Raw genomic sequence first — 25,204 nt, 5'->3', positions numbered from 1 at the left:
GTGGCCGTTCTCGAACATGCGTTGCTTCATGTCCGTGAAGGGCGCGAAGCCGAATTCGAGGCGGCCGTGGCCGAAGCGCGGCCGCTGATCGAGGCATCGCCGGGCTTTGTTTCGTTCGAAATTCGCCGCCCGACAGCAACCGGACATGCTTATCTGCTTTTGGTGAAGTGGAGGTCGGTTGCGGATCATCGCGACGGCTTCCGGCAATCGGACCGCTACCAGCAGTGGCGGGCGTTGCTGCATCCCTTTTATGACCCTATGCCAGAGGTCAGCTATTTCGGAGAGTCGCTGTGATTTTGGAATTTCTGACTCAGACCACGGCGCACGCCGGCGGTTTCGGCGGTCCCGCCGGGATGTGGGACGCGATCGTCAACGATTTTTCGAACATCACCGAACCCGCGGCCTTCGCCGCCTTCCTGCAGGTGCTGATGATCGACATCGTGCTGGCGGGCGACAATGCGATCGTCGTCGGCGCGCTCGCCGCGGGTTTGCCCGCCGACCAGCGCCGCAAGGTGATCATGATCGGCGTGCTCGCCGCGCTGGTGCTGCGGATCGCCTTCGCACTCGTCGTGACGCAGCTGATGCAGATCGTCGGGCTGATCTTCGTCGGCGGGCTGCTGCTCGTCTGGGTCGCGTGGAAAATGTGGCGCGAGCTGCGCGAAGGCGCGCATTCGGCAGGATCGCCCGAGATCGCAGGCGACGAGCATTCGGGCCTGAAACCCGCAAAAAGCTTTGCCGCCGCCGCCTGGGCGGTCGCGGTCGCCGACGTCAGCATGAGCCTCGATAACGTCCTCGCGGTCGCCGGTGCGGCGCGCGAGCACCCCGGCATCCTCATCGTCGGGCTGATCTTCGCGGTCGCGCTGATGGGCGTCGCGGCGAATATCATCGCCAAATATATCGAACGCTATCGCTGGATCGCCTACATCGGTCTTGCGGTGATCGTCTATGTCGCGGTCAAGATGATCTACGAAGGCTGGATCGACCCGAGCGTCGGCATCGGTACGCTGTTCGGCTGATCGATTTGGCAGTTTGAAATATATGGGCCAGCCCCGTCGGGGGCTGGCTTTTTCCTGTCGGCTTCCCATCTCCCGACCATGCCTCAGCTTCACATGACCCGCGTTGCCGTCGGCTGTTCGGACTATCCGTCGCTCGAGGCGCGGATCGCCAACTATTCTGAGGCCGGCGAAATCCGTTTCACGACGCGGTTCCGGCCCAAGCGCGCCGACGAGCTGATCGGCGGCAAGCTGCATTTCATCGTCAAGCACACGCTCGTCGCGCGCGTCGAAATCCTGCGCTTCGACGATCGCAGCGACGGGCGGGTCGATATCGTGTGCGTCGCCACGCTCGAGCGGGTGCATCCGCAACCGAAGCGTGCGCATCAGGGATGGCGCTATCTGACCGAAGCCGACGCACCCAAGGGTATCGACGATGCGAGCGGTATCGGCGAGCTGCCACCCGAACTGTATCGCGAGCTCGCCGAACTCAGCCTGATCTAGCCTGGAAAAGCGGGGCGGAAGCTGTCAGCGCGCGCCATCGCCCAGTAACGGGCGCTTGCGACCGATCGGGGATCTTCGAGGAGGATTCTACGATCGTAGAATGAATAGATGCGGTCGATCGAGTCCGAACGCGCCGAATTGAGGCGCTCGTGGAGATGGTGCGGCCGGATTTCCCATGGATTGTCGAGGCCCATCGCGCAGCTGATGTCCCATAGCGCCGAGACGGTCGCGGCCTGAAAGCGGCGGACGCGCTCGGCCTTGTCCTCGACGACGAGGCCGCTCTGGCGGCCGGGATCCTGCGTTGCGACGCCGGTCGGGCACATGTCGGTGTGGCATTTGAGCGACTGGATGCAGCCCAGCGAGAACATGAAGGCGCGCGCGGCGTTCGACCAGTCGGCGCCGAGCGCGCAGTTGACCGCGAGCCCGGCGCCCGAATGCACCTTTCCCGAGGCGGCGAGGCGGATTTCTTCCTTGAGGCCGCAGCCGACGAGCGCGTTGCGCACGAAGATCAGCCCTTCGCGCAAAGGCATGCCGACGCGGTTAGAAAATTCGACCGGAGCCGCGCCGGTGCCGCCTTCGGCGCCGTCGACGACGATATAGTCGAGCCGGATGCCGGTCTCGATCATCGCCTTCATGATGGCGTAAATCTCGTGCGGCTGGCCGACGCAGAGCTTGATCCCGACGGGCTTGCCGCCCGACATCTCGCGCAATTTCGCCGCCCATTCGATCATCTCGACCGGGGTAGCAAAGGCCGAATGTCCGGCAGGGGAGATGCAGTCCTCGCCTTCGGGAATGCCGCGCGTCGCAGCAATTTCCGCGCTGACCTTGGGGCCGGGGAGCACGCCGCCATGCCCCGGCTTGGCGCCCTGGCTGAGCTTGATCTCGATCATCTTGATCTGCTCGTCCTGCGCGCGATCGCGGAAGCGTTCGGGGTCGAAGCGGCCGCCGGCATCGCGGCAGCCGAAATAGCCGCTGCCCAGTTCCCACACGATGTCGCCGCCGTGGGTGCGATGATAGGGGCTGAAGCCGCCTTCGCCGGTGTCGTGGTAGAAATTGCCCAGCCGCGCACCGAGATTGAGCGCCTCGATCGCCCGCGCGCCGAGCGAGCCGAAGCTCATCGCCGAGATATTGAGCAGCGCGGCCTCATAGGGACGCGCGCATTGCGCGGTGCCGACCTTGACCCGCTGCGTCCGGTCGTGGCCGATCTCCGGCGCGATGCTGTGGCTCATCCATTCATATTCGTCCGAATAGACGTCAAGTTCGGTTCCGAACGGGTGCGCGTCGAGATCGCCCTTGGCGCGGGCATAGACGATATCGCGCTCGGCACGGGTGAAGGGGCGGCCGTCGAACGGGCTTTCGACGACATAGGAATAGAGGAAAGGCCGCAGATCCTCGAACAGCCAGCGGATGCGGGCGATCAGCGGATAGTTGCGGCGAAGCGTGTGGCGCCGCTGGAGCGCGTCATGGAGCGCGATGAGCAGCAACGGCACCCACAGCAGCAGCGTCCAGCGCGCCGGCGTCCACCAGGCCGCGAACGCCGCGAGCAGCAGCAGAACCGGAAAGACGAGCCAGCGGCGCATCAGCCGCGCCTAGCCCGCTTGCGCCGCGAGCATCGCCGCCATCTTCTCCCACACCTTGTTGATCGCTTTGAGCGGGCGGACCATCACCTTGAAATCCTGTATCTTTCCTTCGTTGTTCCAGCGGATGATGTCGACCCCGTTGATCTGGATGCCGTCGAGGCTGCTCTGGAATTCGAGCACCGCCTGATCGCCGTCGACGATTTCGCGCAGATAGCGGAAATCGTCGCCGCCGAGCACGTGGCTCGCGGCGTGGAGGTAAGCGAAGACCTTGTCGGCGCCCTCTTGCGGCGTGTGGACCACTGGCGAGTGGAACACCGCATCCGCGGCGAGCAGGTCTCTGAGCGCCTGCGGGTCGCCGCCGCCCGCCATATAGGCGTGCCAGGCGGCGAGACCGGGGTGCGCGCTCATCCGAGATTCTCGGCGAAGAAAGCGCGGGTGCGGCCGTCGGCGAGCTGCGCGCCTTCCTCGTTGCGACGGTTGCCCATCGTCGCGGCGAAACCATGGTCGAGCCCGGGATAGTCGTGGAGCGTGACCTTCGGATGCGGATCGAGCCCTTCGTGAATCCGCTTTTGCGCATCGTGATCGACGAGATGATCCTCGGTCGGGATGTGGAGCATCAGCGGATGCGCGATCGCATGGCTCTCGTTCAGCATCTGGTCGATCATCACGCCATAATAGCCCACCGACGCGTCGATATCGGTGCGCGCCGCCGTCATATAGGCGAGGCGGCCGCCGAGGCAGAAACCGACTGCGCCGACCTTCGCCGCGCCCTGGCCGCGAAGCCAGCGGATCGCCGCTTCGATATCCTTGACCCCGTCGTCGGCGTCATATTGGCCGAAATATCCGAAGGCTTCCTGCAGTTCGGCCTCGATATCGGGGTTAAGCTCGACACCGGGAGCGAAGCGCCAGAAGATGTCGGGCGCGATCGCCAGATAGCCCTCGGCGGCCCAGTCGTCGCATTTCTTGCGAATGCCCTCGTTGACCCCGAAGATTTCGGGGATGACGATGATCGCGCGCGCGCCGTCGGCGTCGGGACGCGCGACATAGGCGGGGATGTCGCCCTCGCCATCGAGGGCGGGGATCGTGGTGTTCGTTGCGGCCATGCGGGGAGCTCTCCTGTCTCTTGCTTCTTTGCTGTGAAAGCGCGAAGCTAGCCGGGCCGCGGGCACGGCTCAAGCGGCTAACCGGCATTTTCGGGGCGGAGACAGGCGATGAAGTTCAATATCGAGATCGATTGCACCCCCGAGGAGGCGCGCCGCCTGTTCGGCCTTCCCGATCTCGAGCCGCTCCACGACATCTACCTCGATCGCGTCAAGGAATTGATGGCGAAGGGGATCACGCCCGACATGGTGCAGGCGATGGTCAAGACCTGGGTGCCGATGGGCGAGAGCGGGCTGGGGCTGGTCCAATCGTTGCTCGGCCAGTTCGGCGGCGGATTGATGGGCGGGGCGAAATCGGCCGACGCGGGCGACGACGACAAGCCCGCCAAGGGGCGCAAGAGCTGAGCCAAAGTCCGGCAAGCGATACGATCTTCGCGCTGTCGAGTGGGATGCCGCCGGCGGCGATCGGTGTCGTGCGCGTGAGCGGGCCGGCGGCGGGCGCGGCGCCATTGCCGTGGACGGCAAGCTGGTCGTACAGGCCGTGGCCGGCGGCGGGCGCGGCGTTGAAGGCGCTCGCCGGGCACCTGCCGCCGCCGCGAAGGGCGGCGCTGGCGGCGTTGAAAGATGCCGATGGCGCGGCGCTCGATCGCGCGTTGGTCCTGTGGTTTCCAGGACCGGCGACGGCGACGGGCGAAGATCTGGCCGAACTGCATCTGCACGGCGGCCGCGCGGTGGTCGCGGCGGTCGAGGCGGCGCTTGCGGCGATGCCGGGGCTGCGGCGCGCCGAGGCGGGCGAGTTTACGCGGCGCGCGTTCGAGAATGGACGGATCGATCTGGCAGAGGCCGAGGGGCTTGCCGATCTGTTGGCGGCGGAGACCGAAAGCCAGCGGGTGCAGGCGCTCGGCATGGCGAGCGGGCATGTGTCGCGCGCCGTCGCCGCGTGGCAGGAGCGGTTGCTCGGGCTGATGGCGGGGGCGGAGGCCGAGCTCAATTTCGCCGACGAAGATGATGTGGAAGTTGGCGAAGGTGTCGCGCAGCGTCTGATTGCGGGGATGGGCGATCTGGCGGGCGAGCTGGGCGAGTGGCTGGCGCGGCCGGCGGCGGAGGTGATCGCCGAGGGGGTGTCGGTGGTGATCGCCGGGCCGCCAAATGCCGGAAAATCTACTTTAATCAATGCCTTGGCTCAACGCGAGCTGGCGATCGTGTCGCCAATCGAAGGAACGACGCGCGATGTGATCGAAACCCCGCTGGCGCTCGACGGGATCGCGATGCGTTTTTCGGACACCGCGGGGATCCGCGGGGAAGGTGCCGATGCGATCGAGGCGATCGGGATCGACCGCGCGAAGGCGGCGGTCGAGGGCGCCGATATATTGCTGTGGCTCGGGCCGGCGAAGGACGCACCGGGCCATCCGCGCTGCATCACGATCGCGGCGCAGGTCGATCGCTGGCGCGGCGATGCGGCGGCGGAGGCCGAAGCGGCGCACGCGGACCTGACCCTGTCGGCGGCGACCGGTGAGGGGATGGACAGGCTCCACAAATATATCGTCGAGATGGCGCGGACCTTGCTGCCGCGCGAGGGCGAGGCGGCGCTGCGCCAGCGGCAGCGCGTGGCACTCGCGGAGGCGAAGGGCTGGCTGACGATCGAACCGGAGTCGCGCGAGGCGAACGATTTAATCCTGTTGGCAGAACGGCTTAGGCTCGCCGCGACGGCGCTCGATCGCGTCACCGGGCGCGCGGGGGTCGAGGAGATGCTCGACGCCTTGTTCGGGCGCTTCTGCATCGGAAAATGATGTTCCACGTGAAACAGCCCGCCGGCGCGGAGCGGCCGGGGAGCCCATTTTTGACTCACCCAAAGACACAAAGATGGCGTGAACGGTCGCGGCGATGCGCGCCATCTTTGCGTCTTTGGGTGAGGTGGGGGGGCTGACGTTGGCTTGAAGAGATTATCTCACGCAAAGGCGCAAAGGCGCAAAGAAGGGGTTCGGGGTCGATAGGGGTGTTTCTGCTTTCGCTGTCGCCTCAACGGGCCGCCGGGGGGCGGGCGCCTCCTTGTGCCTTTGCGTGAGATTTTCCGTGGCGTACGCGCCGGATGGATTTCGGGGCGGCTTTGGGCTATGCGCCGCCGCAACCATGCAGGATCACGCAACTTTCGATGTCATCGTCGTCGGCGGCGGACACGCGGGGACCGAGGCCGCAGCCGCGGCGGCTCGGCTCGGCGCGCGCGTCGCGCTTGTCAGCTTCGACCCCGCGCTGATCGGGACGATGTCGTGCAATCCCGCGATCGGCGGGCTCGGCAAGGGCCATCTGATGCGCGAGGTCGATGCGCTCGACGGGTGGATGGCGCGTGCCGCCGACCGCGCGGCGATCCATTACCGGATGCTCAATGCGTCGAAGGGCGCGGCGGTGCAGGGGCCGCGCATCCAGGCCGACCGCAAATTATATCGCGACGCGATCCAGAATTTTCTCGCCGCCGAGGATGGCATCGCCGTCGTCGCGGGCGAGGCGGCGGCGCTGCGGCTGTCCGAAGAGGGACGCGTCGAGGGCCTCGAACTCGCCGACGGCGCGGTGCTGACGGCGGGCGCGGTCGTGCTCGCGACAGGGACCTTTCTTGGCGGGCGGCTGTTCCGCGGCGAGGAGCGGATGGAAGGCGGGCGGATCGGCGAGGCCGGGGCGCATCGGCTCGCGCAGCAATTGCGCGCCGCCGACCTGCCGATGGCGCGACTCAAGACGGGGACGCCGCCGCGGCTTGACGGGCGCACGATCGACTGGGCGCGGCTTGCCGAGCAGCCTTCGGACAGCGCCGAGGGGGCAAGCTGGACCTGTTCCACGTGGAACAGTGAGCGAACGGTGCCGCAGATTTTCTGCGCGATTACGCGCACGAATAGCGAAAGCCACGCGATCATCGCGGCGAATCTCGACCGCTCGCCCTTGTTCACCGGGGCGATCGGCGCGGCGGGGCCGCGTTACTGCCCGTCGATCGAGGACAAGATTTACCGCTTCGCCGACCGCGACGGACATCAGGTGTTTCTCGAACCCGAGGGGCTCGATAGTTTCCTCGTCTATCCGAACGGCATTTCGACCTCGCTGCCTTCCGACGTCCAGCTCGCGATGTTGCGCACGATGGAGGGGCTCGAGACGGTCGAGATGGTCGTGCCGGGCTATGCGGTCGAATATGACCATATCGATCCGCGCGCGCTCGATCGGACGTTGCAGGTCCGTGCGATAGCGGGGCTCTGGTGCGCGGGGCAGATCAACGGCACGACGGGATATGAGGAAGCGGCGGCGCAGGGGCTGGTCGCGGGGGCCAACGCGGCGCTCAGCGTTCAGGGGCGCGATCCGCTGATCCTCGAACGGAGTGAATCCTATATCGGGGTGATGGTCGACGATCTGGTGCTGCAGGGGGTGAGCGAACCCTATCGGATGCTCACCGCGCGCGCCGAATATCGGCTGCGGCTGCGCGCCGACAATGCCGCGACGCGGTTGACGCCGAAGGGGATCGCGCTCGACCTGGTGCGTCCGGCGACGGCCGAATTGTTCGCGGCACGGATGGCCGAGCGGGCGAGGGCCGAAGCCTTGCTAGACGTGCCGGTGGCGACCGCCGATTATGCCGCGGTCGGGCTGGCTTTGCCGGGCGACGGGATCGCGCGCAAGCGGATCGACCTGCTGCGCTATCCCGAGATGACGATGGCGCGGCTCGCGCTCCTCGCGCCCGAACTCGACGCGATCGACCCGGTGATTCTGTCGGAGGTCGCTGAGGATGCGCATTATGCGCCTTATATCGCGCGGCAAGATGCCGAACTGCGGTCGCTCGCGGCGAATGAGGCGATCCTGCTCGATCCGGCGCTCGACTATGAGGCGATCGGCGGTCTGTCGCGCGAGATGGTCGAACGGCTGACCAAGGCACGCCCCGAAACGCTGGGGCAGGCGGGCCGGATCGACGGGGTGACACCGGCGGCGCTGACCGCGATCATGGTGCATAGCCGGCGACGGGCGGCTTGAGCTTTCGGGCACGTCCGTATGGGGTGGAGAACTGCCATATCCTATTCCGTCATCCCGGCGAAGGCCGGGTTCTCATCCTATCGGAATGAAGCACCGACGAGATCCCCCGGCCTTCGCCGGGATGACAATGAAGGGAATGTCGGCTCTTTGGTGTCCCCGGCGAGTATCGGCGCGGCAACTGGGCTCCGGCTTCTGCCGGGATGCACAGTTAGCTTTCTTTGTTGTTTCCCTTTGTCATTTCCGGACTCGATCCGGGATCTATTGCAGCACTGAAGTCATGGACCTCGGATCGAGTCCGGGGTGACGATGTGCTAGCGCGAGAATGTCGGTCTTCGTCGCTCGCTGCTTCATTGTGTCCTTGCGTGAGGCTTTTATAATCTCACGCAAAGGCGCAAAGGCGCGAAGAGAAAGCTGGATGCCCGCCTTCGCGGGAATGACGATATTGGGATGGACGGCCGGTGAGTTCTGACAACGGGGTTTTGGCGAGCCAAGATGAGGCGCGTAGCTGGCTTGAACGGACTTTCGCGCCGACCGCCGGTCAATGGGCTCGGTTCGACCGCTTCGCCCAGATGCTTATCGCCGAGAATGATCAGCAGAATCTGATCGCGGCGTCGACGATCCCGACGATCTGGGTGCGGCATATCGCCGACAGCGCGCAGCTTCTGGCGCTCGATAGGGGGGGCGAGGGACTCTGGGTCGATCTGGGGAGCGGGCCGGGGCTGCCGGGGCTGGTCGTCGCGATCCTGTCGGAGCGGCCGATGCTGCTTGTCGAATCGCGGAAAAGGCGGTGCGAGTTCTTGCGTGCGGTCGCGGACGAGTTGGGGCTGGGGCATGTCGAGGTCGCCGAGGCGCCGCTTGAGCGGGTCGAAACGCGTCCCGCGGCGACGATCAGCGCGCGGGCTTTTGCGCCACTCGACCGGCTCATCGACTTATCCGCGCGTTTTTCCACCGAATCGACGCGCTGGCTGCTGCCAAAGGGGCGAAACGCGGTTAAGGAACTGGCATTGCTGCCCGAGGCGTGGCAGAGAATGTTCCACGTGGAACAAAGCCGCACCGATACCGAAAGCCGGATTCTGGTCGGCGAAGGCCGTATCGGCGCAAAGCAGCGAGGAAAGCGATGATTCGCATTGCCGTGGCGAACCAGAAGGGCGGAGTCGGCAAGACGACGACCGCGATCAATCTGGCGACCGCGCTCGCGGCGACCGGCTGGCGCACGCTGATCATCGACCTCGATCCGCAGGGCAATGCCTCGACCGGGCTCGGAATCAAGCAGGCGCAGCGCGAATATTCGAGTTATGAGTTGCTGCGCGGCGACGCGGGCGTCGCCGAATGCGCGATTCCGACCGCAGTGCCGCGGCTCGACATCGTCAGCGCGACGGTCGACCTGTCGGGTGCCGAGATCGAGCTGATCGAATTTCAGGACCGGCTGCACCGGCTGCAACAGGCGCTATCGGGCGCCGAGGCGGGACAGTGGGACATCTGCCTGATCGATTGTCCGCCGTCGCTGGGGATGCTGACGCTGAATGCGCTGATCGCCGCCGAATCGCTGATCGTGCCGCTGCAGTGCGAATTTTTCGCGCTTGAGGGGCTGAGCCAGCTGCTCACCACGGTTGAGCGCGTGCGCGAGCGGTTCAACCAGAAATTGTCGATCCTCGGCGTCGCGCTGACGATGTTCGACCGGCGCAACCGGCTGACCGACCAGGTGTCGGACGATGTGCGCGAAGTGCTGGGGCCGGTGGTGTTCGAGACGGTGATCCCCCGCAACGTCCGCCTGTCCGAAGCGCCGAGCCACGGCCTGCCGGCGCTTATCTACGATCATCGCTGCGCCGGGTCGGCCGCCTATATCGCACTCGCGCGCGAGCTGATCGACCGGCTCCCTGAGATCCGGAAGGCAGCTTAAATGACTGATAAAGATAAGGAAAGTGGAGTAACGCCGATCCGCAAGCGCCCGTCGGGGCTCGGCCGCGGGCTCAACGCGCTGTTCGGCGACGCTGCGGTCGAGACGCCGGTGCTTGCGACGGCGGGGAGCGCGGTGCGCGCGGCGCCGGTGGCGGGCGACGCGGTGCAGCATGTCCCCGTCGGCGCGATTCGCCCGCTGCCCGGGCAGCCGCGCCGCCATTTCGATGAGACGGCGATCGCCGAGCTCGCCGATTCGATCGCGCTGCGCGGGCTTCTGCAGCCGATCATCGTGCGGCGCGCGCCGGACGGAGACGGCTATCAGCTCGTCGCGGGCGAACGGCGCTGGCGCGCGGCGCAGCGCGCGGGGCTGCACCAGATTCCGGCGCTCGTGCGCGAGCTCGACGATGCCGCGACCTACGAGATCGCGCTCGTCGAGAATATCCAGCGCCAGGATCTCAATGCGATCGAAGAAGCGAGCGCCTATCGCCGGCTGATCGAGGATTTCGGCCATAATCAGGAGGCGCTCGCGAAGCTGGTCGGCAAGTCGCGCAGCCATGTCGCGAACCTGATGCGCCTGCTCGACCTGCCCGAAAGCGTGCAGGCGCTGGTCGGCGACGGCGCGCTCGCGATGGGCCATGCGCGCGCGTTGATCGGCGCCGACGATGCCGAGGCGATCGCGCGTAAGGTGGTGAAGGACGGCCTGTCGGTGCGCGCGGTCGAGGCACTGGTGCGCGAGGGGCGCGGCGGCGGGCGCAAGCCGCCGCTCGAATATAAGAGCATGGATGGTGTCGGGCGCGATCCCGACATCGTCGCGGTCGAGCGCCATCTGTCCGAGCTGCTGGGGATTGGCGTCGCGATCCAATATGCGGGCGAGGGCAAGGGCGCGCTGACGCTGAAATTCGCGTCGCTCGACCAGCTCGACATGATCTGCCAGCGTTTGTCGGGCGAAGGGATCTGATTCGCGCCTGAATGTGCCAGTCCGGGCCGCCAAGGCAGAAAAGCGCGTTCCGAGCGCCCTTTAAAAATCGATCTAAATATTTGATTATTAAAGAATATGTCGCCTTGTGTGCGCGAACCCTTGTCGCGCCGTTAACCAAGCTTGCTGGCAAAAGCTGAACAGGTCGCGGCCTAAACGGGTCGGCGAATGGGGTGGGATTTCCATTCGAATATCGACCGAATTCAAGGGACCAAATCATATGCGATACCATGGAATGAAGCGCGCCCTCCTGGGCGCCGCGATTGCTGCCCTCGCCATCAACGCTTCGGCGGCGCAGGCGGCGACGGCCACCGGGACGGCCACGGCCAAGATCCTGCGCCAGATCACGCTCACCAAGACCAGCGACCTGCAATATGCGACGATCATCAGCGGTGCGACCGCATCGACCGTCGCGGTGTCGACCGCGGGCGGCGTCACCTGCGGCGCGGGGCTGACCTGCACCGGGACGACGGCCGCGGGCAGCTTCGACGTCGCGGGCAGCAGCGGCGCGGTCGTCCTCGTCGGCGGCGATTCGAGTGTGACGCTCAACGGCTCACTCGGCGGCACCATGACGTCGACGCTGACCTATTCGGCGCCGAATATCACGCTCGGCGCGACGGGCGGCAGCTTTCAGGTCGGCGGCACGCTAAGCGTCGGCGCCAATCAGGCGTCGGGCGATTATTCGGGGACATTCAACGTCACCGCCAATTATCAGTAAATTTGGGGGGCCTGGCGGGCCGAGACCCGCCAGCCGTGTAAATGGGGTCGCCGGGCGCGCGCCGGGCGGCCCCTTTTTTGCGCCCATGGCAGCGATGGTTAGCGAAATATCAACCATGTAAGCGCAAGCAGGATGCGACCATCGGGACGGTGTGGGGCCGGCTCCCGGACGATTGTGGGGATCGTGACCAATGTTTCGCTTTCTGAAGGCCCTTGGCCTGCTCACCGCGGCCGCGCTCGGCGCCGCGGCCGTTCCCGTCCATGCGGCGGGCGATCTGCTCGTCGCGCCGACGCGCCTCATCCTCGACGGTTCGCGCGGGACCGAGGTGGTGCTCAACAATATCGGCAGCGAACCCGCGACCTACCGCATCAGCCTCGAGATCAAGCGGATGACCACCGCGGGCGGGCTCGACGAAATCGCCGAGGAGAATGTCACGCCCGCCGAGCGGGCGGCGCTCGATATGATCGTCTTCAGCCCGCGCCGCGTCACGCTGCCGCCGAACCAGCCGCAGGTGGTGCGCGTCGGGGTGCGCGTGCCTGCGGGGCTGCCGGCGGGCGAATATCGCGCGCATATGCTGTTTCGCGCGGTGCCCGATGCGGTACCGGTGGCTGAGGCAAAGCCGGCGAGCACTAGCGTGTCGATCGCGTTGACGCCGATCTACGGGATCACGATCCCGGTGATCGTGCGCGTCGGCGATCTGGGCGCGGAAGCGTCGATCGGCGAGGCGTGGGTGAGCGAGGGGGCCGGCGGGCCCGCGTTCAACTTCGACCTCGCGCGCACGGGCAACCGCTCGGTCTATGGCGACATCGAGGTGACGCGGCCGGGCGTCGCCGAGCCTTTGCTCGTCGCGCGCGGCATCGCGGTCTATCCCGAGGTCGCCGCGCGCACGGTGTCGCTGCGCGTGCCCGAGGAGGTGGCGGCGAAGCTGCAGGGGCCGGTGCGCATCCGCTACTCGGAGGATCGCGAGATCGGCGGCGGCACGATCGACGAGGCCGAGCGGGTGGTCAAGTAGACAGCGGAGGGACAGTCCAGGTGCGGCCGTGATGCGGTGGGGGCGCTTCATCATCGCCGCGCTGGCGCTGGCGGGACTCGCGCCCGCCAGCGCCGAAGCCGTCGACCGAGCGCCGGTTTCTCCCTCCGCGGCGGCGTGGGCGCCGAATGCCGACGACAGCTGGCTGTTCGACGTGCGCTCGGGGCCATATCGGCTCGGCGACGGGGTGCGCGGATACCAGACGCCGCAGGGGATTTGCGTCGACCTCGCCGACGTCGTGCTCGCGCTCGACCTTGCGGTGCGCGTCGATAAGAAGTTGCGCCGCGCAACCGGCTGGGTGTTCGACGAGCGGCGCAGCCTGACGATCGACCGCGACGCGGGCGAGGTGCGCGCGGGGAGCCGGAGCTTTCGCCTGACCGCGACGACGATCCGCGACACGGCGGCGGGCTGGTGCGTCGACCTCGATAGCCTCAACCAGTGGCTGGGCGTGCCGCTGGCCGCCGATCTGTCGAACGCGGTGCTGCGCGTCGATGCCAAGGAAAAACTGCCGTTCCAGCTCGCCGCCGAGCGGCGCGCCCGTGCGGCGTCGATCCGCCGTCAAGGCCAGTTCGACTTGGCGAGCCTGCCGCAGGCGGCGCGGCCTTATGCGGCGTGGGCGACGCCCTCGGTCGATGTCGTCGCCTCGGTCGGCGCGGTGTCGGACAAGCGCGGCGGATCCTATGTGCAGGGGCGCTACGAGATTTTCGCGGCGGGCGAGCTGTTGGCGCAGAGCTTCGACGCGCGGCTGTCGTCGGACAACGAGGGGGTGCCCGACAGTTTGCGGATGCGGCTCTATCGCACCGATGCGCAAGGGCAATTGCTCGGACCGCTGAAGGCAACGCATTATGGCGTCGGCGACGTCAGCCTGCTCTCGACCGGCATCGTCGCGGCATCGGCGCCAGGGCGCGGCGCCGTGCTGACCAACCGCCCGGTCGAGCGCCCCGACGCGTTCGACAAGACCGATTTCCGCGGCGACCTGCCCGCCGGCTGGGACGCCGAGCTTTATCGAAACGGCCAGCTGCTCGCCTTCGCGAGTCCGAACGGCGCCGGGCGCTATGAGTTCATCGACGTGCCGCTGCAATATGGCGCGAACCGCTTCGAGATCATATTATACGGCCCGCAGGGGCAAATACGCCGCGAGATCAAGCAGGTGCAGGTGGGGCTCGATTCGATCCCGCCGCAGCAGAGCTGGTATTGGGCGGGCGTCGCGCAGGAAAATGCCGACCTGATCGAGTTCGGCGGCCGGCGCACCGGCGCGTTTCGGCGCGGTTGGCGCGGGACCGCGGGAGTCGAACGCGGGCTCGATACGCGCACCTCCGTAGCGGCCTATCTGCACAGCCTGCTGATCGAGAATGTCCGCTACAATTATGGCGAGGTCGCGCTGCGACGGTCGATCGGGCCGACTTTGCTCGAAGTGGGGGGCAGCTATGCCGACGCTTCAGGAAAAGATGGGGGCGGCCTTGCCGCGCGCGCGAGCTGGCTCGCGGCGTTCGGCGAGACTTATGTGCGCGCCGATGCGTTGCGCGGCTGGGGCGGGTTCGTGTCGGACCGTTTATTGTCTAATATCAATGCCATATATTCGGTGTCGGTCGACCAGTCGGTGAAGATCGGGCGGACGATATTGCCGCTCCATTTCGACGTGCGGCAGGTCGAGCGATGGTCGGGAAGCGACAGGTTCGAGGCGAGCGCGCGCGCGTCGGCGAGTTTCCGCGCGATGACTTTCACCGGCCAGCTCGACTGGAGCCGGACCAAGGCGCCCGCCGGCGGCCCCGGCCCGCCCGACAATCTGATCGCCACGCTGCTTGCCAACGCCCGCGTCGGGCGCGTGCGCGTGCGCGGCGAGGCGCGTTTTGCGCTGTTGGGCGGCAAGAGCGACACGCGGATGGCCTTGATCGGCGAATGGGCCGGGAAGGGTGAAGCCGAATGGCGCGCCGAACTCGGTTATGACCGCGGGCTCGACCGCGCGCGCGGGGGGCTTGGTTATACACGCCGTTTCAACAAGTTGCAGCTCAGCGGCTTCGGCGAGGTCGCGAGCGACGGATCGGTCGCGGCATCGCTTGCGCTCGCGTTCAGTTTCGGGCCGAAATCCGCCGGCGGCTGGCGCGTATCGGCCGAGAAGCTCGCGAGCCGCGGGCAGGTGATCGCCGATGTCTGGATGGACGAGAATGGTGACGGAGTGCGCCAGCCGGGCGAAGCGGCGATGCCCGGGGTGCCGCTGACCGCGGGCAACGCCTTTGTCGATGCGGCGACCGACAAGGCGGGGCGAGGGACGATCGACGGGCTCGAGCCGTTCCGTGCGGTGATGATCGGCATCGATGCGGGGAGCCTGCCCGACCCCTATGTCCAGCCCGCGCTGCCGGGGGTGGTGGTCGCGCCCCGACCGGGCGTCGCGACGCGCGCCCTGCTGCCGATGGTCGCGGCGGGCGAGATCGAAGGGATTTTCCGGCGCGATGGCGGCAATGTGGTCGAGGGGCTGCGCGTCGAACTCGTCGACGCCGAAGGGCGCGTGCGCGCGGCGACGGTCACCGAATTCGACGGCTATTTCCTGTTCGAGGGCGTCGCTTACGGGCGCTACACGGTGCGGCTGGGCAAGGCGTCGTCGGCGGCGCTGCGGCTTGATGGCGATTTTTCGATCGGTGCCGCGCCGGGCAAGACGCTGCCTCGCGTGCGGCTGGGACCGCTGGTGCTGAAGTCGTCGCGGCGCGAGGTTGCTGCGGGTGATGTCATGTCGGAGGCCAGCGGCGCGCCGGGACCGCCGGGCGTAGAGGATGGGGGCGTGTAGAAGCGGCGGCTTTGGAGTGGGGAGCGGGCGTTGCCTATACCCGTCGCCCCCGCGAAGGCGGGAGCCGCCAGCGGCCTTAATCAGCGGTGCCCACGTAAACCGACAGCGGCCCCCGCCTTCGCGGGGGCGACGGCTAGTTTCGGTCGTTTCAGGACACCAGACTCGCCTCAGCTCAGCAAAGGCTCCAGCGCGTCCCATTCGCGGTCGACGGCGCGGCGGCCGGCGTCGATCGCGGCGCGGATTCTGGCGGGGTTGAATTCGAGCGTTTCGGCGACTTCCTCTTCGGGCTCGATGATGCGGATCGGCGCGAAGCGGTAGCGCGCGATCTGGACGTCGAGCGGGCGGAGGATGCGCGCGGCCTGCGCGCCGCCGATGCCCTCGGTCTGAAGCGCGCGGAGCTGCGCTTCGCGCGCGGCGATGAGGTCGTTGATCAGCGCGGCGCCGGCAAGGTCGTTCGCCGAGACTTCGGATTGCAATATGTCGACCGCGCGCAGCCCGATCTTGATGAGATTGGGGAAGGTGCGCACCGCGCCGGGCTGCGGCGCGGGCGAGGCGCGGACCGCGATCACCCCGCGCGGGTTCATTTCGAGCGCCGAGCTCAGCGGCGTCACGTCGCGCACGCCGCCGTCGACCCATTGTTCTTCGGTCCCGTCGCTGGCACGTGTTTTGAGCGGATCGAAGAAGAGCGGCATCGCGCAGCTCGCATAGACCCAATTGTGGATGCCGGGCACGCTTTCGTCGATCGTGCGATAGGTGCCGGTGCCGAGATTGACGACGCCGAGCAGGAGCTTGCGCCCGCTTGCGCGCAGCTTCGCCTCGTTCGCGAAACCCTTGAGCAGGCGCTTCAAAGGTCCGGTGTCATAGAGCGCGTCCTCGCCGAGCAGCCCGCCGACGACGCCGAGCGGGCGCGATTTGTAGATCGAGCTGTTGCCGCGGATGCCGAGCCAGGCGTCGAGCAGCGCGGGCACATCGTCCTGCGCGACGCCCAAGGCCTGGATCGCGCCGGTCGAGACGCCAGCGACGATGTCGAGCCGGACGCCGCGATTGACGACGAGTTCGTGGACGACGCCGACTTGGAAGGCGCCCTTGGCGCCGCCGCCGCTCAATACGATTGCCAGTCCGCCTGCCATATCGTGCGCCTCCTTGGCTGGCGTCAGTTTACAGCAAGATGGCGGGCTTCCCAAGGGTGCGACGCTGCGTTTCCGGGAGAATCCCGGCCTCGTGTTAACCAGTTTTTATCCATGATTAGCCACAGGGGTAGCGAGCAATGAATTTGCCTGTGGGGAATAATCAGCATGTCCGAAGCTTCTGGTTCGAACAATCGTCCGACGAGCGCCGACGTCGCCATCATCGGCGCGGGGCCGGCCGGGCTGACCGCCGCCTATCTGCTGACGCAGCAGGGCTATAAAGTGACGGTGATCGAGAGGGACCCGGTTTACGTCGGCGGGATCAGCCGCACGGTCGAGCATGAGGGCTTTCGCTTTGACATCGGCGGGCACCGCTTCTTTTCGAAGAGCCGCGAAGTCGTCGATCTGTGGAACGAGATTTTGCCCGACGATTTCATCGAGCGCCCGCGGATGAGCCGCATCTATTATGAGGGCAAATATTATTCCTATCCGCTGCGCGCTTTCGAGGCGCTGTGGAACCTCGGTGTCGTGCGGTCGACGCTGTGCATGGTGAGCTATGCCAAGGCAAAGCTGCTGCCGAAGAAGACGGTGCGCAGTTTCGAGGACTGGACGGTCAACCAGTTCGGGCAGAAGCTTTATTCGATCTTTTTCAAGACCTATACCGAGAAGGTGTGGGGCATGCCGTGCGACGAGATGTCGGCCGACTGGGCGGCGCAGCGCATCAAGGGGCTTTCGCTCGGCGGCGCGGTGATCGACGGGCTGAAGCGCAGCCTCGGGCTCAACAGGAAGCCCAATGACGGCATGGCGACCAAGACATTGCTCGAAACCTTCCGCTATCCGCGGCTCGGCCCCGGCATGATGTGGGAAGCGGCGCGCGACAAGGTGGTCGCTGGCGGCAATCATGTGCTGATGGGGCACAGCTTCAAGCAGCTGACGCAGGATCAGAAGACCGGGCGCTGGCGGATGACCGCGAGCGGACCCGACGGAGATGTCGTGATCGACGCCGCTCATGTGATCAGCTCGGCGCCGATGCGCGAGCTTGCGGCGCGCATCCATCCGCTGCCGGCGTGCGCGCTCACCGCGGCGCCCAAGCTCAATTATCGCGACTTTCTGACCGTCGCGCTCAAGATTCGTTCGGAGGATCTGTTCCCCGACAATTGGATCTATATCCACGACGGCAAGGTGCAGGTCGGCCGGGTGCAGAATTTCCGCAGCTGGTCGCCCGAGATGGTGCCAGATCCGGCGATCGCGTGCGTCGGCCTTGAATATTTCTGCTTCGAGGGCGACGGGCTCTGGTCGTCGAGCGACGAGCGTCTGATCGCGCTGGCGACGAAGGAGATGGAAATTCTGGGGCTTTGCGATCCCGAAGACGTCGTCGGCGGCGCGGTGGTGCGGCAGGAAAAAGCCTATCCCGTCTATGACGATGAATATGCCGCGCATGTCGAGACGATGCGGAGCGAGCTCGAGGCGCGTTACCCGACGCTGCACATGGTCGGGCGCAACGGCATGCACCGTTACAACAATCAGGATCATGCGATGATGACCGCGATGCTGACGGTGCGCAACATCGCGGCGGGCGAAAAGCTCTATGACATCTGGGGCGTCAACGAGGACGCCGAATATCATGAGAGCGGCACCGAGGGCGAACAGGCGGCGCTGGCGTCGGTCCGCGAGGTGCCCGCGCGCGTCGCGAAGGCCGCGTAAGGCCCGTCCGGGGGATCGGCGATGCGGCCCATCACCAGATTGATCGCGTCGGTGCGGCGCGGCGAGATCCGCTGGCTGAACTATCTGCTCGCGAGCGCGCTCGCGCTCGGCAGCGATGCTGGGCTGTTCCTGCTGCTGCTCGACGCCGGGCTGGCGCCGGTGCCGGCGTCGGCGACCGGCTATTGCGCCGGGATTCTCGTCCACTGGATGATTTCGAGCCGGCTCGTCTTTGCCGACGGCGCCGCGGCGCGCGGCACGGGCGAGCGGCATCGCCAGAAGCTGCTTTTCGTCGGGTCGGCGCTGGTCGGCCTGGCGGTCACGACGGCGATCGTCGGCGGCGGCAGCGCGCTGGGGCTCGATCCGCGGCTTGCGAAGCTCGCGGCGATCGTCGTGAGTTTCCAGACCACCTATCTGTTGCGCCGCCATATCGTATTCCGGGCCGCCGCGGCGTGAGCGACGCGCCGTCCGATCCGGATTCGGGCGGCATCGCGCTCGGCCCCTGGTTCACCCCGGCGCGCATCGCGCTGATCGTCTGGGGATTGATGAGCCTGATCGCGATCGCCGCCAAATGGCGGGCGATCGGGGCGCTCTACCTCGCCGATACCGACGATGCGATGCGCATGGCCCAGGTGCGCGATTTGCTCGGGGGGCAGGGCTGGTGGGATCTGGCGCAATATCGCGTCAATCCGGCGGGCGGCGGGGTGCTGATGCACTGGTCGCGGATCGTCGATGCGCCGCTTGCGGCGGGAATCCTGCTTCTGAAGCCATTTTTCGGGCAGGCGATGGCCGAGCGGATCGTGATGGCGCTGTGGCCGCCGCTGCTCGGCGCGGCCTTAAGCGTCGCGTGTGCGCTCGGCTATCGTAATCTGTCCGAGCGCCGGATCGCCTATGTCGTGCCGCTGTTCCTGATCATGTCGGGCTATATTCTCGTCCAGTTCCGGCCGCTGCGCGTCGATCATCACGGCTGGCAGATCTTCCTCGCGATGCTGGTGATGGCGCAGGCGCTGAGCCCGCCAAGCTGGCGGGCGGGGCTGCTCGGCGGGCTGTTCGCGGCGGCGCTGCTCGCGGTGTCGATCGAGGGGCTGCCGGTCGTGGCGCTGTTCGCGGGGCTCGCCGCCTTGCGCTGGGCGCTGCACGGAAGGGCCGAGGATCGCGCGCGGCTGTGCGGTTATATGGGTGCGCTCGCGGGCGGGGCGATCCTGCTCCAGTTTGCGACGCGCGGCTCTGCCGGACTCGTCGGCGGCTGGTGCGATTCCTTGTCCGCGCCCTATATCGCGGCGTTCGTCGCGGCGGCGGCGATCGTGTTCGCGGCGACGCGGGCGAACCCGGGCGCGGCCTGGGCTCGCTTCGCCCTCCTCGCGCTGGCGGGCGCGACGGCGGCGGGGGCGCTGGTCTGGACCGAGCCGCAATGCGCGAAGGGTCCTTTCGCGACGCTCGACCCGATCGTCGTGCAATATTGGTATCGGGGCGTCCTCGAAGGCCAGCCTTTGTGGACGGCGAAGCTGCACGATATGATCCATGTGCTCGTGCCGTCGCTTGTCGGCCTCACGGGCGCGATCCTCGCCTGGCGCGATTGCACCGACGCCGCGGATCGGCGGAACTGGGCGACGGTGATCGTCGCGCTGGCGGGCGCGGTGGTGCTGTCGCTGCTCGTGTTCCGCAGCGTGTCGACCGCGCATCTCTTCGCCTTGCCCGGCTGCGCGTGGCTCGGGCTGCGCGTATGGACATGGGCGCGGACGATTTCGTCGATGGTGCCGCGCATCCTCGCGTCGGCGGTGACGGCGCTCACGCTGCCTTTGCTCGGCAGCATGGCGGTCGCGGCGCTACTGACGCCGATGGTTCCGGCGCTCAGGGACGAGGAGGAGAGTGCGGCGGCGGAGAAGGCTGAGGCCAATCCCTATCGGGCGAACTGCCTCGACTCCGCGGCGATCGCCGACCTCAACCATCTGCCGGTGACGACGCTGCTGACCCCGATCGACCTCGGCGCGCCGCTCGTCTTCTGGACGCGGCACAACCTCGTCGCGACGCCGCACCATCGCAACAAGGAAGCAATGGCCGATACGATTCGCGTCTTCGCTGGCGATCCATCGAAAGCCGAAACACTGGTGCGGCGGCAGCAGGCGACGCTGATCGTCTTTTGCCGCACCGCCAACGACTTCACCAAATATCGCCGCGCGCGCAAGGATGGGCTGGCGGCGCAGCTTGACGCAGGGGCGCCGCCGGCGTGGCTCGAAGCGGTGCCGATCAACTCGCGCGCGGGGCTGTCGGTGTGGCGGGTGAAGCCCTGAAGCTGATCATCCTTGAATAAGCCTTGTGCTCCCGCGAAGGCGGGAGCCCATCTCCGGTCGGCGCCGTTTTGGACCGGCAGGAGATGGGTCCCCGCCTTCGCGGGGACACACGCCTCAAAGTCGATTGAGATTACACCGCGCGAAAGCGGAGCGCGGCGCCGTTCATGCAATAACGTTTTCCCGTCGGCTTCGGCCCGTCGTTGAAGACATGGCCGAGATGGCCGCCGCAGCGGCGGCAATGCACTTCGGTGCGTGCATAGCCGAGGTCGTAGTCGGTCGCGGTGCCGACCGCGCCCTTGAGCGGCGCCCAGAAGCTCGGCCAGCCGGTGCCGCTGTCGAACTTGGTCTGCGACGAGAACAGCGGTTGCGCGCAGCCGCTGTCGAACTTGGTCTTGCTCGAATAGAGCGGCAGCGCGCAGCCGGCGCAGACGAAGGTGCCGGCGCGCTTTTCCTTGTCGAGCGGGCTGGTGAAGGCGCGCTCGGTCGCCGCTTCGCGCAGCACGCGATATTGGAGCGGCGACAGACGCTTTTTCCATTCGGCGTCGCTCAGTTGCCAACCGGGCTGCGCCTTCGGCCGCGCCGATTTGGCGAAGAGCATCGGCGCGCCGATGACGGCGCCGCCGAGCGCGAGTCCGCCGAGAAGATAACGACGTTCGATCATATCCTCGATACGCGGGCCCAAGCCCGAGGGTTACAGAGTCGCGTCAATATTTCGCGATTTGCACCGGCAGCGCGCGGAAGCCGTGGACGAAGCAGGCGTGGACGCGTTCGGGCTCGCCCGCAACCGTCACGCGCATCCGCCGCGCCGCCATTTCCTCGAGCAGGATGCGCAACTGCAGTTCGGCGAGTCGCGCGCCGACGCAGCGGTGGACGCCATAGCCGAAGGAGAGGTGCCGCCGCGCATTCTCGCGGTCGAGTTTGAGCGCATCGCCGTCGTCGAACACGCTCTCGTCGCGGTTCGCCGAGATATACCAGAGGATGAGTTTGTCGCCCTTCTTGATCTGGTGCCCGAAGAGGTCGGCGTCGGCGAGCGCGGTGCGGCGCATGTGCGCGAGCGGGGTCTGCCAGCGGATGATCTCGCTCACCGCATTGGGGATGAGCGACGGGTCGGCTTCGAGCTTCGCGCGCTGGTCGGGAAATTTGTCGAGGCCATAGGCGAGCCCCGACATGGTGTTGCGGGTCGTGTCGTTGCCGCCGACGATCAGCAGCACGAGATTGCCGATGAACTCATATTTGTCCATGTGGCTCATCGCTTCGCTGTGCAGCATCATCGACAGGAGGTCGGGGGTCGGCGGCTGGTCGAGCCTTTCCATCCACAGGCGCTGGAAATAGACGAAGGCTTCCTCGAGCACCGCGCGGCGCTGTTCCTTGAGTTCGACCTTTTGCGCGAGCTCGACATCGCCCATCCAGTCGGACCATTCGGTGAGCTTGCGCCGGTCCTCCCACGGGAAATCGAAGAGCAGGGCGAGCATCTGCGTCGTCAGTTCCATCGACACGCGGTCGACCCAGTCGAACGTCTCGCCCCACGGCAGGCCGTCGAGCACCTCGCCGGTGCGGCGGCGGATATCCTCGGACAGCCGCGTCATTTCGGCGGGAGTGAAGGCGGGGGCGACGGTGCGGCGCTGGTCGGTGTGCTGCGGCCGGTCCATCGCGATGAACATCGGCAGCCGGAAATCCTCATCCTCGTCGCGTTCGAGGATCGTGATCCCGCCATATTCCCACGAGGAGCTGTAGATGTCGGGCAGCGCCTCGACATGCTGGATCGCCTGATGGCTGGCGATATTCCAATAGGGGCCGTGGACGCTGTCCTCGCATTTAACGATGCCGCCCGCCTTGCGGATTTCGGCGAAGGGTTCCTGCCAGCGATCTTCGGAGTAGATCGCCGCGGGGCTCATGTCATAGCGGTCGGTGACGGGCTGGGGCACGGCTGCAGTCGCCATCGGGCATCCTCCTCCTCAAAAGAGACTCGCCGCGGCGTTTGCCGCCGCCGGCCAGATCAGTTGCAGGATGCCACTGTTTACAGCTTTGTCAACGAGGCTGGGACGAACATGCTCCTCCCTGTGGCGAAGCCATGGGGAGGTGGCAGCCCGTAGGGCTGACGGAGGGGCTGATGGCGCGAGGTCGCGGCCCCTCCACCACTCGCTTCGCGAGCGGTCCCCCTCCCCATCGCTGTGCGACAGGGAGGATCGGCTAGGCCGTCTTCTTCCGCTGCCAGAATTTCCAGCCGCTGCCGCCGCTGAGCACCCCCGCGCGGAACAGGCGCACCGAGATCCAGACGACGAGCGCGACCCAGAGCGCCTGCCAGCCGAGCGCGAGCAGGTGGACGGCTTTCGCATCGTCGGTCGCGGCGCGCGCGGCCATCGCGAGCGGCGAGGAGAAGGGGAAGATTTGCGCGAAGCGGGCGAGGCCGCTGTCGGGTGCGCTCGCGGCGGCTGCGCAGAGGCTGAACATGCCGACCTGGAAGATGGTGATCGGCAGGCTGAGCATCTGGATCTCGCGCACCGTCGCCGCCTGCGCCCCGACGCCGAGGAAGACGGCGCCGAGCAGCAGGAAGGACATGACGAAATAGACGAAGCCGATGCCGAGGAAGAAGGGCCAGCCCGTCGCGGGCATCGCGGCGAGCGCAGTCGCGGCCTTGCCCGCCTTGCCCGCGGCGGCGATGGCCGCCGGATCCATCTGCGTCGCGGCGATCAGCCCGCCGCCGAACGCGAGTGCCATCCAGAAGGCGATGAACAGCACCGCGACGCCGAGGAAGCCGAGCAGCTTGCCGAGGAAGACGCTTTCGAGCGGCACCGCGGCGGCGAGAATCTCGATGACCTTGTTGCCCTTTTCCTCGGCGAGCGAGCTGACCGTCTGGCCCGCGAGGAGCAGGGTCAAAAGGAAGATGACGAACACCGCGCCGAATCCGAGCGACTGCTGCACCGCGATGCTGGTCCCGCCGCTCGCCAGGCTTTCGAAGCGCGGCGTGACGGGCGGCAGGTCGCCCGCGGCCTCGGCGCGGCGCACTTCGCCCGCCAGCAGCGCGAGATAGCGGCCCGAGCCGCTGTCTTCCTCGCGCTCGACGATGCGCGGCGCCGCGAGGTTCCCGCTCATCACCGCATAGGTGTCGCTGCCCTTTTCGCGCGCGATCGCGACGGGGTCGGCGGCGGGGCCGGCGACGCGCAATTCGAGCAGCGCGGGCTCGCGCGGCATCGCGGCGCGCAGCCGGGCGTCGGCGGCGCGCAGCGCCTCGATCTCGGCGCGCACCGAGGCGCTGCGCTCCAGCACCGCCTACGTGCAAGACCTGGAAACCTCGACGGTGCTGGAGCGCAGCGCCTCGATCTCGGCGGGGCCGGCGACCGCGACGATGCGCCCCTTGCCACGTGCGCTGTCGGCGAGCTGCGACGCGCCCATGCCGCCCGCAAGCCCCATGCCGACCATGAACAGCGGCGCGAGCAGGAAGAGGAGGAAGGTCGGTGTCGCGACGATCGCGAGAAAGTCGCGCCGCGCAACAACGAACATGTTCCGGATGAAGGGGGTCATGCGCTCGCCTCCTCGATGGCGTCTTCGGCGGCGTCGGCGACGAAACCCGCGTCGACCTGGCGGACGATATGAACGAAGGCGTCGTGGAGTGCCGGGCGGCTGATCGACAGGCCGGTGACGCCATGGCCGCTCGCGGTGATTCGCGCGAGCAAGGGTTCGACGCCGTCGTCTTGAATCGCGAAATGCCAGGCGTCGCCGCGCCGTTCGGCGCCGACGGGCAGGGTGGCGGCGACCGCGGCCGGATCGCCGGCGTCGCGCGGCGTGTAGCGCACCTGCATCGGTAGCAGCGCGCGCGCCTCGTCCACCGTCCCTTCGAAGCGCCGCGCCGAGCGCGCGATGATCGCGATCCGGTCGCAGAGGCGCTCGGCGTGCGCCATCACATGCGTCGAGAAGAGGATCGTCGCGCCGCGCGCCTGTTCGCGCCGGACGAGCGTTTCGAGCCGTTCCTGGTTGACCGGATCGAGCCCCGAAAAAGGCTCGTCGAGCACGATCAGGTCGGGGGCGTGGACGATCGAGCCGATCAGCTGGACCATCTGCGCCATGCCCTTCGACATCTTGCGGATCTTGGCGTCGATCACGCGTTCGAGGCCGAGTTCGGTCATGAAGGTCGCGGCGCGGCGGCGGCCTTCCGACCAGTCGAGCCCGCGCAGCGCCCCCATGAAGGCGATCGCCTCGCGCGCCTTCATGCCCGGGTAGAGCCCGCGTTCCTCGGGCAGATAGCCGATGCGGTGGCGCACCGATTGCGGCCGGTGCCCGCCGAGCAGCCGGCTCGTGCCTTCGTCGGGATCGATGATGCCGAGCATCATGCGCAGGCTCGTCGTCTTGCCCGCGCCATTGGGGCCGATCACGCCGTAAATGCTCCCCGCGGGCACGGCGAGGCTGACATGGTCGACCGCCTTGTAATCGCCGAAATATTTGGTGAGGCCCTCCGCCTCGACGCTGAAATCGTTCAAATGCCGGTCCCCAATCATTCCCATACCAGG

The 25,204-nt window shown here is 67.0% G+C and carries 24 protein-coding genes; 15 read left to right on the top strand and 9 right to left on the bottom strand.

Annotation, left to right across the window (positions count from 1 at the left end; genetic code table 11):
* From QZL87_RS17690 to QZL87_RS17680, 3 genes are all read left to right on the top strand, one after another.
* Positions 1-294 (top strand): antibiotic biosynthesis monooxygenase, encoded by a 294-nt coding sequence (locus QZL87_RS17690; RefSeq protein WP_295321703.1) that lies wholly within the window; start codon positions 1-3, stop codon positions 292-294.
* A gap of 59 nt (positions 295-353) precedes the next feature.
* Positions 354-1,016: a TerC family protein gene (locus QZL87_RS17685; RefSeq protein WP_295327033.1), complete on the top strand. Its 663-nt coding sequence runs from the start codon at positions 354-356 to the stop codon at positions 1,014-1,016.
* A 93-nt stretch (positions 1,017-1,109) separates the two neighbouring features.
* Positions 1,110-1,496: a DUF1489 domain-containing protein gene (locus QZL87_RS17680; protein WP_295321702.1), complete on the top strand. Its 387-nt coding sequence runs from the start codon at positions 1,110-1,112 to the stop codon at positions 1,494-1,496.
* Here QZL87_RS17680 and QZL87_RS17675 read toward each other — a convergent pair.
* Genes QZL87_RS17675 through QZL87_RS17665 form a run of 3 tightly spaced genes read right to left on the bottom strand, consistent with a single transcriptional unit; the run spans position 1,493 to position 4,179 of the window.
* Entirely contained in the window at positions 1,493-3,076 is a 1,584-nt protein-coding gene (locus tag QZL87_RS17675) for an FMN-binding glutamate synthase family protein (protein WP_295321701.1), read from the bottom strand. The genes QZL87_RS17680 and QZL87_RS17675 overlap by 4 nt on opposite strands.
* 9 nt (positions 3,077-3,085) lie before the next feature.
* Positions 3,086-3,484, bottom strand: coding sequence for a nuclear transport factor 2 family protein (locus QZL87_RS17670; protein ID WP_295321700.1), 399 nt, complete (start codon positions 3,482-3,484; stop codon positions 3,086-3,088).
* The gene (locus QZL87_RS17665) at positions 3,481-4,179 is read right to left on the bottom strand and encodes a dienelactone hydrolase family protein (RefSeq protein WP_295321699.1); all 699 of its coding nucleotides are present in this window, start codon (positions 4,177-4,179) and stop codon (positions 3,481-3,483) included. The genes QZL87_RS17670 and QZL87_RS17665 overlap by 4 nt, the downstream gene beginning before the upstream one ends.
* A 108-nt stretch (positions 4,180-4,287) precedes the next feature.
* Between QZL87_RS17665 and QZL87_RS17660 the strand changes: the two genes are divergently transcribed.
* From QZL87_RS17660 to QZL87_RS17620, 9 genes are all read left to right on the top strand, one after another.
* Positions 4,288-4,581, top strand: a complete 294-nt coding sequence (locus tag QZL87_RS17660) for a DUF6489 family protein (protein ID WP_295321698.1) — start codon at positions 4,288-4,290, stop codon at positions 4,579-4,581.
* Positions 4,578-5,966 (top strand): tRNA uridine-5-carboxymethylaminomethyl(34) synthesis GTPase MnmE, encoded by a 1,389-nt coding sequence (gene mnmE, locus QZL87_RS17655; protein WP_295327029.1) that lies wholly within the window; start codon positions 4,578-4,580, stop codon positions 5,964-5,966. The genes QZL87_RS17660 and mnmE overlap by 4 nt, the downstream gene beginning before the upstream one ends.
* A 283-nt stretch (positions 5,967-6,249) precedes the next feature.
* Positions 6,250-8,175: a tRNA uridine-5-carboxymethylaminomethyl(34) synthesis enzyme MnmG gene (gene mnmG, locus QZL87_RS17650; RefSeq protein ID WP_295321697.1), complete on the top strand. Its 1,926-nt coding sequence runs from the start codon at positions 6,250-6,252 to the stop codon at positions 8,173-8,175.
* 458 nt (positions 8,176-8,633) lie between these two features.
* Positions 8,634-9,296 carry a 16S rRNA (guanine(527)-N(7))-methyltransferase RsmG gene (gene rsmG / locus QZL87_RS17645; protein ID WP_295321696.1) on the top strand — a complete coding sequence of 221 codons (663 nt, stop codon included), beginning with the start codon at positions 8,634-8,636 and terminating at the stop codon, positions 9,294-9,296.
* Entirely contained in the window at positions 9,293-10,075 is a 783-nt protein-coding gene (locus QZL87_RS17640; RefSeq protein ID WP_295321695.1) for a ParA family protein, read from the top strand. Before rsmG ends, QZL87_RS17640 begins: the two co-directional genes overlap by 4 nt.
* On the top strand, positions 10,076-11,032 hold the full coding sequence (locus QZL87_RS17635; protein WP_295321694.1) for a ParB/RepB/Spo0J family partition protein: 957 nt from the start codon (positions 10,076-10,078) through the stop codon (positions 11,030-11,032). It begins immediately after the preceding gene.
* A 253-nt stretch (positions 11,033-11,285) separates the two neighbouring features.
* On the top strand, positions 11,286-11,768 hold the full coding sequence (locus tag QZL87_RS17630; protein WP_295321693.1) for a DUF4402 domain-containing protein: 483 nt from the start codon (positions 11,286-11,288) through the stop codon (positions 11,766-11,768).
* Positions 11,769-11,958: 190 nt separating this feature from the next.
* A complete protein-coding gene (locus tag QZL87_RS17625) occupies positions 11,959-12,780 on the top strand; it encodes a molecular chaperone (RefSeq protein WP_295321692.1) in 822 nt (273 codons plus the stop codon).
* 31 nt (positions 12,781-12,811) lie between these two features.
* Positions 12,812-15,580 (top strand): carboxypeptidase regulatory-like domain-containing protein, encoded by a 2,769-nt coding sequence (locus QZL87_RS17620; RefSeq protein WP_295321691.1) that lies wholly within the window; start codon positions 12,812-12,814, stop codon positions 15,578-15,580.
* A gap of 167 nt (positions 15,581-15,747) precedes the next feature.
* Here the strand turns inward: QZL87_RS17620 and QZL87_RS17615 are convergent, their stop codons facing one another.
* Positions 15,748-16,710, bottom strand: a complete 963-nt coding sequence (locus QZL87_RS17615; RefSeq protein WP_295321690.1) for a patatin-like phospholipase family protein — start codon at positions 16,708-16,710, stop codon at positions 15,748-15,750.
* Positions 16,711-16,875: 165 nt separating this feature from the next.
* Between QZL87_RS17615 and QZL87_RS17610 the strand changes: the two genes are divergently transcribed.
* Genes QZL87_RS17610 through QZL87_RS17600 form a run of 3 tightly spaced genes read left to right on the top strand, consistent with a single transcriptional unit; the run spans position 16,876 to position 20,699 of the window.
* A complete protein-coding gene (locus tag QZL87_RS17610; protein ID WP_295321689.1) occupies positions 16,876-18,411 on the top strand; it encodes an NAD(P)/FAD-dependent oxidoreductase in 1,536 nt (511 codons plus the stop codon).
* A 21-nt stretch (positions 18,412-18,432) separates the two neighbouring features.
* Complete coding sequence (locus QZL87_RS17605) at positions 18,433-18,864, top strand: GtrA family protein (RefSeq protein ID WP_295321688.1); 432 nt, start codon at positions 18,433-18,435, stop codon at positions 18,862-18,864.
* Positions 18,861-20,699 carry a hypothetical protein gene (locus QZL87_RS17600; RefSeq protein ID WP_295321687.1) on the top strand — a complete coding sequence of 613 codons (1,839 nt, stop codon included), beginning with the start codon at positions 18,861-18,863 and terminating at the stop codon, positions 20,697-20,699. The genes QZL87_RS17605 and QZL87_RS17600 overlap by 4 nt, the downstream gene beginning before the upstream one ends.
* A 130-nt stretch (positions 20,700-20,829) precedes the next feature.
* On the opposite strand, the gene msrB is transcribed toward QZL87_RS17600, so the two are convergent.
* The 5 genes from msrB to QZL87_RS17580 form a co-directional block, all read right to left on the bottom strand.
* Positions 20,830-21,360 carry a peptide-methionine (R)-S-oxide reductase MsrB gene (gene msrB / locus QZL87_RS17595; RefSeq protein ID WP_295321686.1) on the bottom strand — a complete coding sequence of 177 codons (531 nt, stop codon included), beginning with the start codon at positions 21,358-21,360 and terminating at the stop codon, positions 20,830-20,832.
* A gap of 43 nt (positions 21,361-21,403) precedes the next feature.
* Positions 21,404-22,639, bottom strand: coding sequence for a cytochrome P450 (locus tag QZL87_RS17590; protein WP_295321685.1), 1,236 nt, complete (start codon positions 22,637-22,639; stop codon positions 21,404-21,406).
* A gap of 250 nt (positions 22,640-22,889) precedes the next feature.
* Complete coding sequence (locus tag QZL87_RS17585; RefSeq protein WP_362987912.1) at positions 22,890-23,966, bottom strand: ABC transporter permease; 1,077 nt, start codon at positions 23,964-23,966, stop codon at positions 22,890-22,892.
* Positions 23,967-23,969: 3 nt separating this feature from the next.
* A complete protein-coding gene (locus QZL87_RS19275) occupies positions 23,970-24,221 on the bottom strand; it encodes a hypothetical protein (RefSeq protein WP_362987910.1) in 252 nt (83 codons plus the stop codon).
* A complete protein-coding gene (locus tag QZL87_RS17580) occupies positions 24,218-25,192 on the bottom strand; it encodes an ATP-binding cassette domain-containing protein (RefSeq protein WP_295327026.1) in 975 nt (324 codons plus the stop codon). The genes QZL87_RS19275 and QZL87_RS17580 overlap by 4 nt, the downstream gene beginning before the upstream one ends.
* Positions 25,193-25,204 lie beyond the last annotated feature (12 nt).

It is taken from the genome of uncultured Sphingopyxis sp. (assembly GCF_900078365.1).
GTDB lineage: Bacteria > Pseudomonadota > Alphaproteobacteria > Sphingomonadales > Sphingomonadaceae > Sphingopyxis.
The sequence above is the reverse complement of the archived record's forward strand: the minus strand, read 5'-3'. Positions and strand labels throughout refer to the sequence as shown.

Excerpts from the sequence above, each read along its gene's own strand:
- QZL87_RS17670 (WP_295321700.1), bottom strand. The coding sequence starts at position 3,484 with ATGAGCGCGCACCCCGGTCTCGCCGCCTGGCACGCCTATATGGCGGGC.
- QZL87_RS17630 (WP_295321693.1), top strand. The coding sequence starts at position 11,286 with ATGAAGCGCGCCCTCCTGGGCGCCGCGATTGCTGCCCTCGCCATCAAC.
- QZL87_RS17685 (WP_295327033.1), top strand. The coding sequence starts at position 354 with ATGTGGGACGCGATCGTCAACGATTTTTCGAACATCACCGAACCCGCG.
- QZL87_RS17675 (WP_295321701.1), bottom strand. The coding sequence starts at position 3,076 with ATGCGCCGCTGGCTCGTCTTTCCGGTTCTGCTGCTGCTCGCGGCGTTC.
- QZL87_RS17590 (WP_295321685.1), bottom strand. The coding sequence starts at position 22,639 with ATGGCGACTGCAGCCGTGCCCCAGCCCGTCACCGACCGCTATGACATG.
- QZL87_RS17615 (WP_295321690.1), bottom strand. The coding sequence starts at position 16,710 with ATGGCAGGCGGACTGGCAATCGTATTGAGCGGCGGCGGCGCCAAGGGC.
- QZL87_RS17640 (WP_295321695.1), top strand. The coding sequence starts at position 9,293 with ATGATTCGCATTGCCGTGGCGAACCAGAAGGGCGGAGTCGGCAAGACG.
- QZL87_RS17635 (WP_295321694.1), top strand. The coding sequence starts at position 10,076 with ATGACTGATAAAGATAAGGAAAGTGGAGTAACGCCGATCCGCAAGCGC.
- QZL87_RS19275 (WP_362987910.1), bottom strand. The coding sequence starts at position 24,221 with ATGACCCCCTTCATCCGGAACATGTTCGTTGTTGCGCGGCGCGACTTT.
- QZL87_RS17665 (WP_295321699.1), bottom strand. The coding sequence starts at position 4,179 with ATGGCCGCAACGAACACCACGATCCCCGCCCTCGATGGCGAGGGCGAC.
- QZL87_RS17680 (WP_295321702.1), top strand. The coding sequence starts at position 1,110 with ATGACCCGCGTTGCCGTCGGCTGTTCGGACTATCCGTCGCTCGAGGCG.
- msrB (WP_295321686.1), bottom strand. The coding sequence starts at position 21,360 with ATGATCGAACGTCGTTATCTTCTCGGCGGACTCGCGCTCGGCGGCGCC.
- QZL87_RS17605 (WP_295321688.1), top strand. The coding sequence starts at position 18,433 with ATGCGGCCCATCACCAGATTGATCGCGTCGGTGCGGCGCGGCGAGATC.
- QZL87_RS17660 (WP_295321698.1), top strand. The coding sequence starts at position 4,288 with ATGAAGTTCAATATCGAGATCGATTGCACCCCCGAGGAGGCGCGCCGC.
- QZL87_RS17580 (WP_295327026.1), bottom strand. The coding sequence starts at position 25,192 with ATGATTGGGGACCGGCATTTGAACGATTTCAGCGTCGAGGCGGAGGGC.
- QZL87_RS17620 (WP_295321691.1), top strand. The coding sequence starts at position 12,812 with ATGCGGTGGGGGCGCTTCATCATCGCCGCGCTGGCGCTGGCGGGACTC.
- QZL87_RS17625 (WP_295321692.1), top strand. The coding sequence starts at position 11,959 with ATGTTTCGCTTTCTGAAGGCCCTTGGCCTGCTCACCGCGGCCGCGCTC.
- QZL87_RS17610 (WP_295321689.1), top strand. The coding sequence starts at position 16,876 with ATGTCCGAAGCTTCTGGTTCGAACAATCGTCCGACGAGCGCCGACGTC.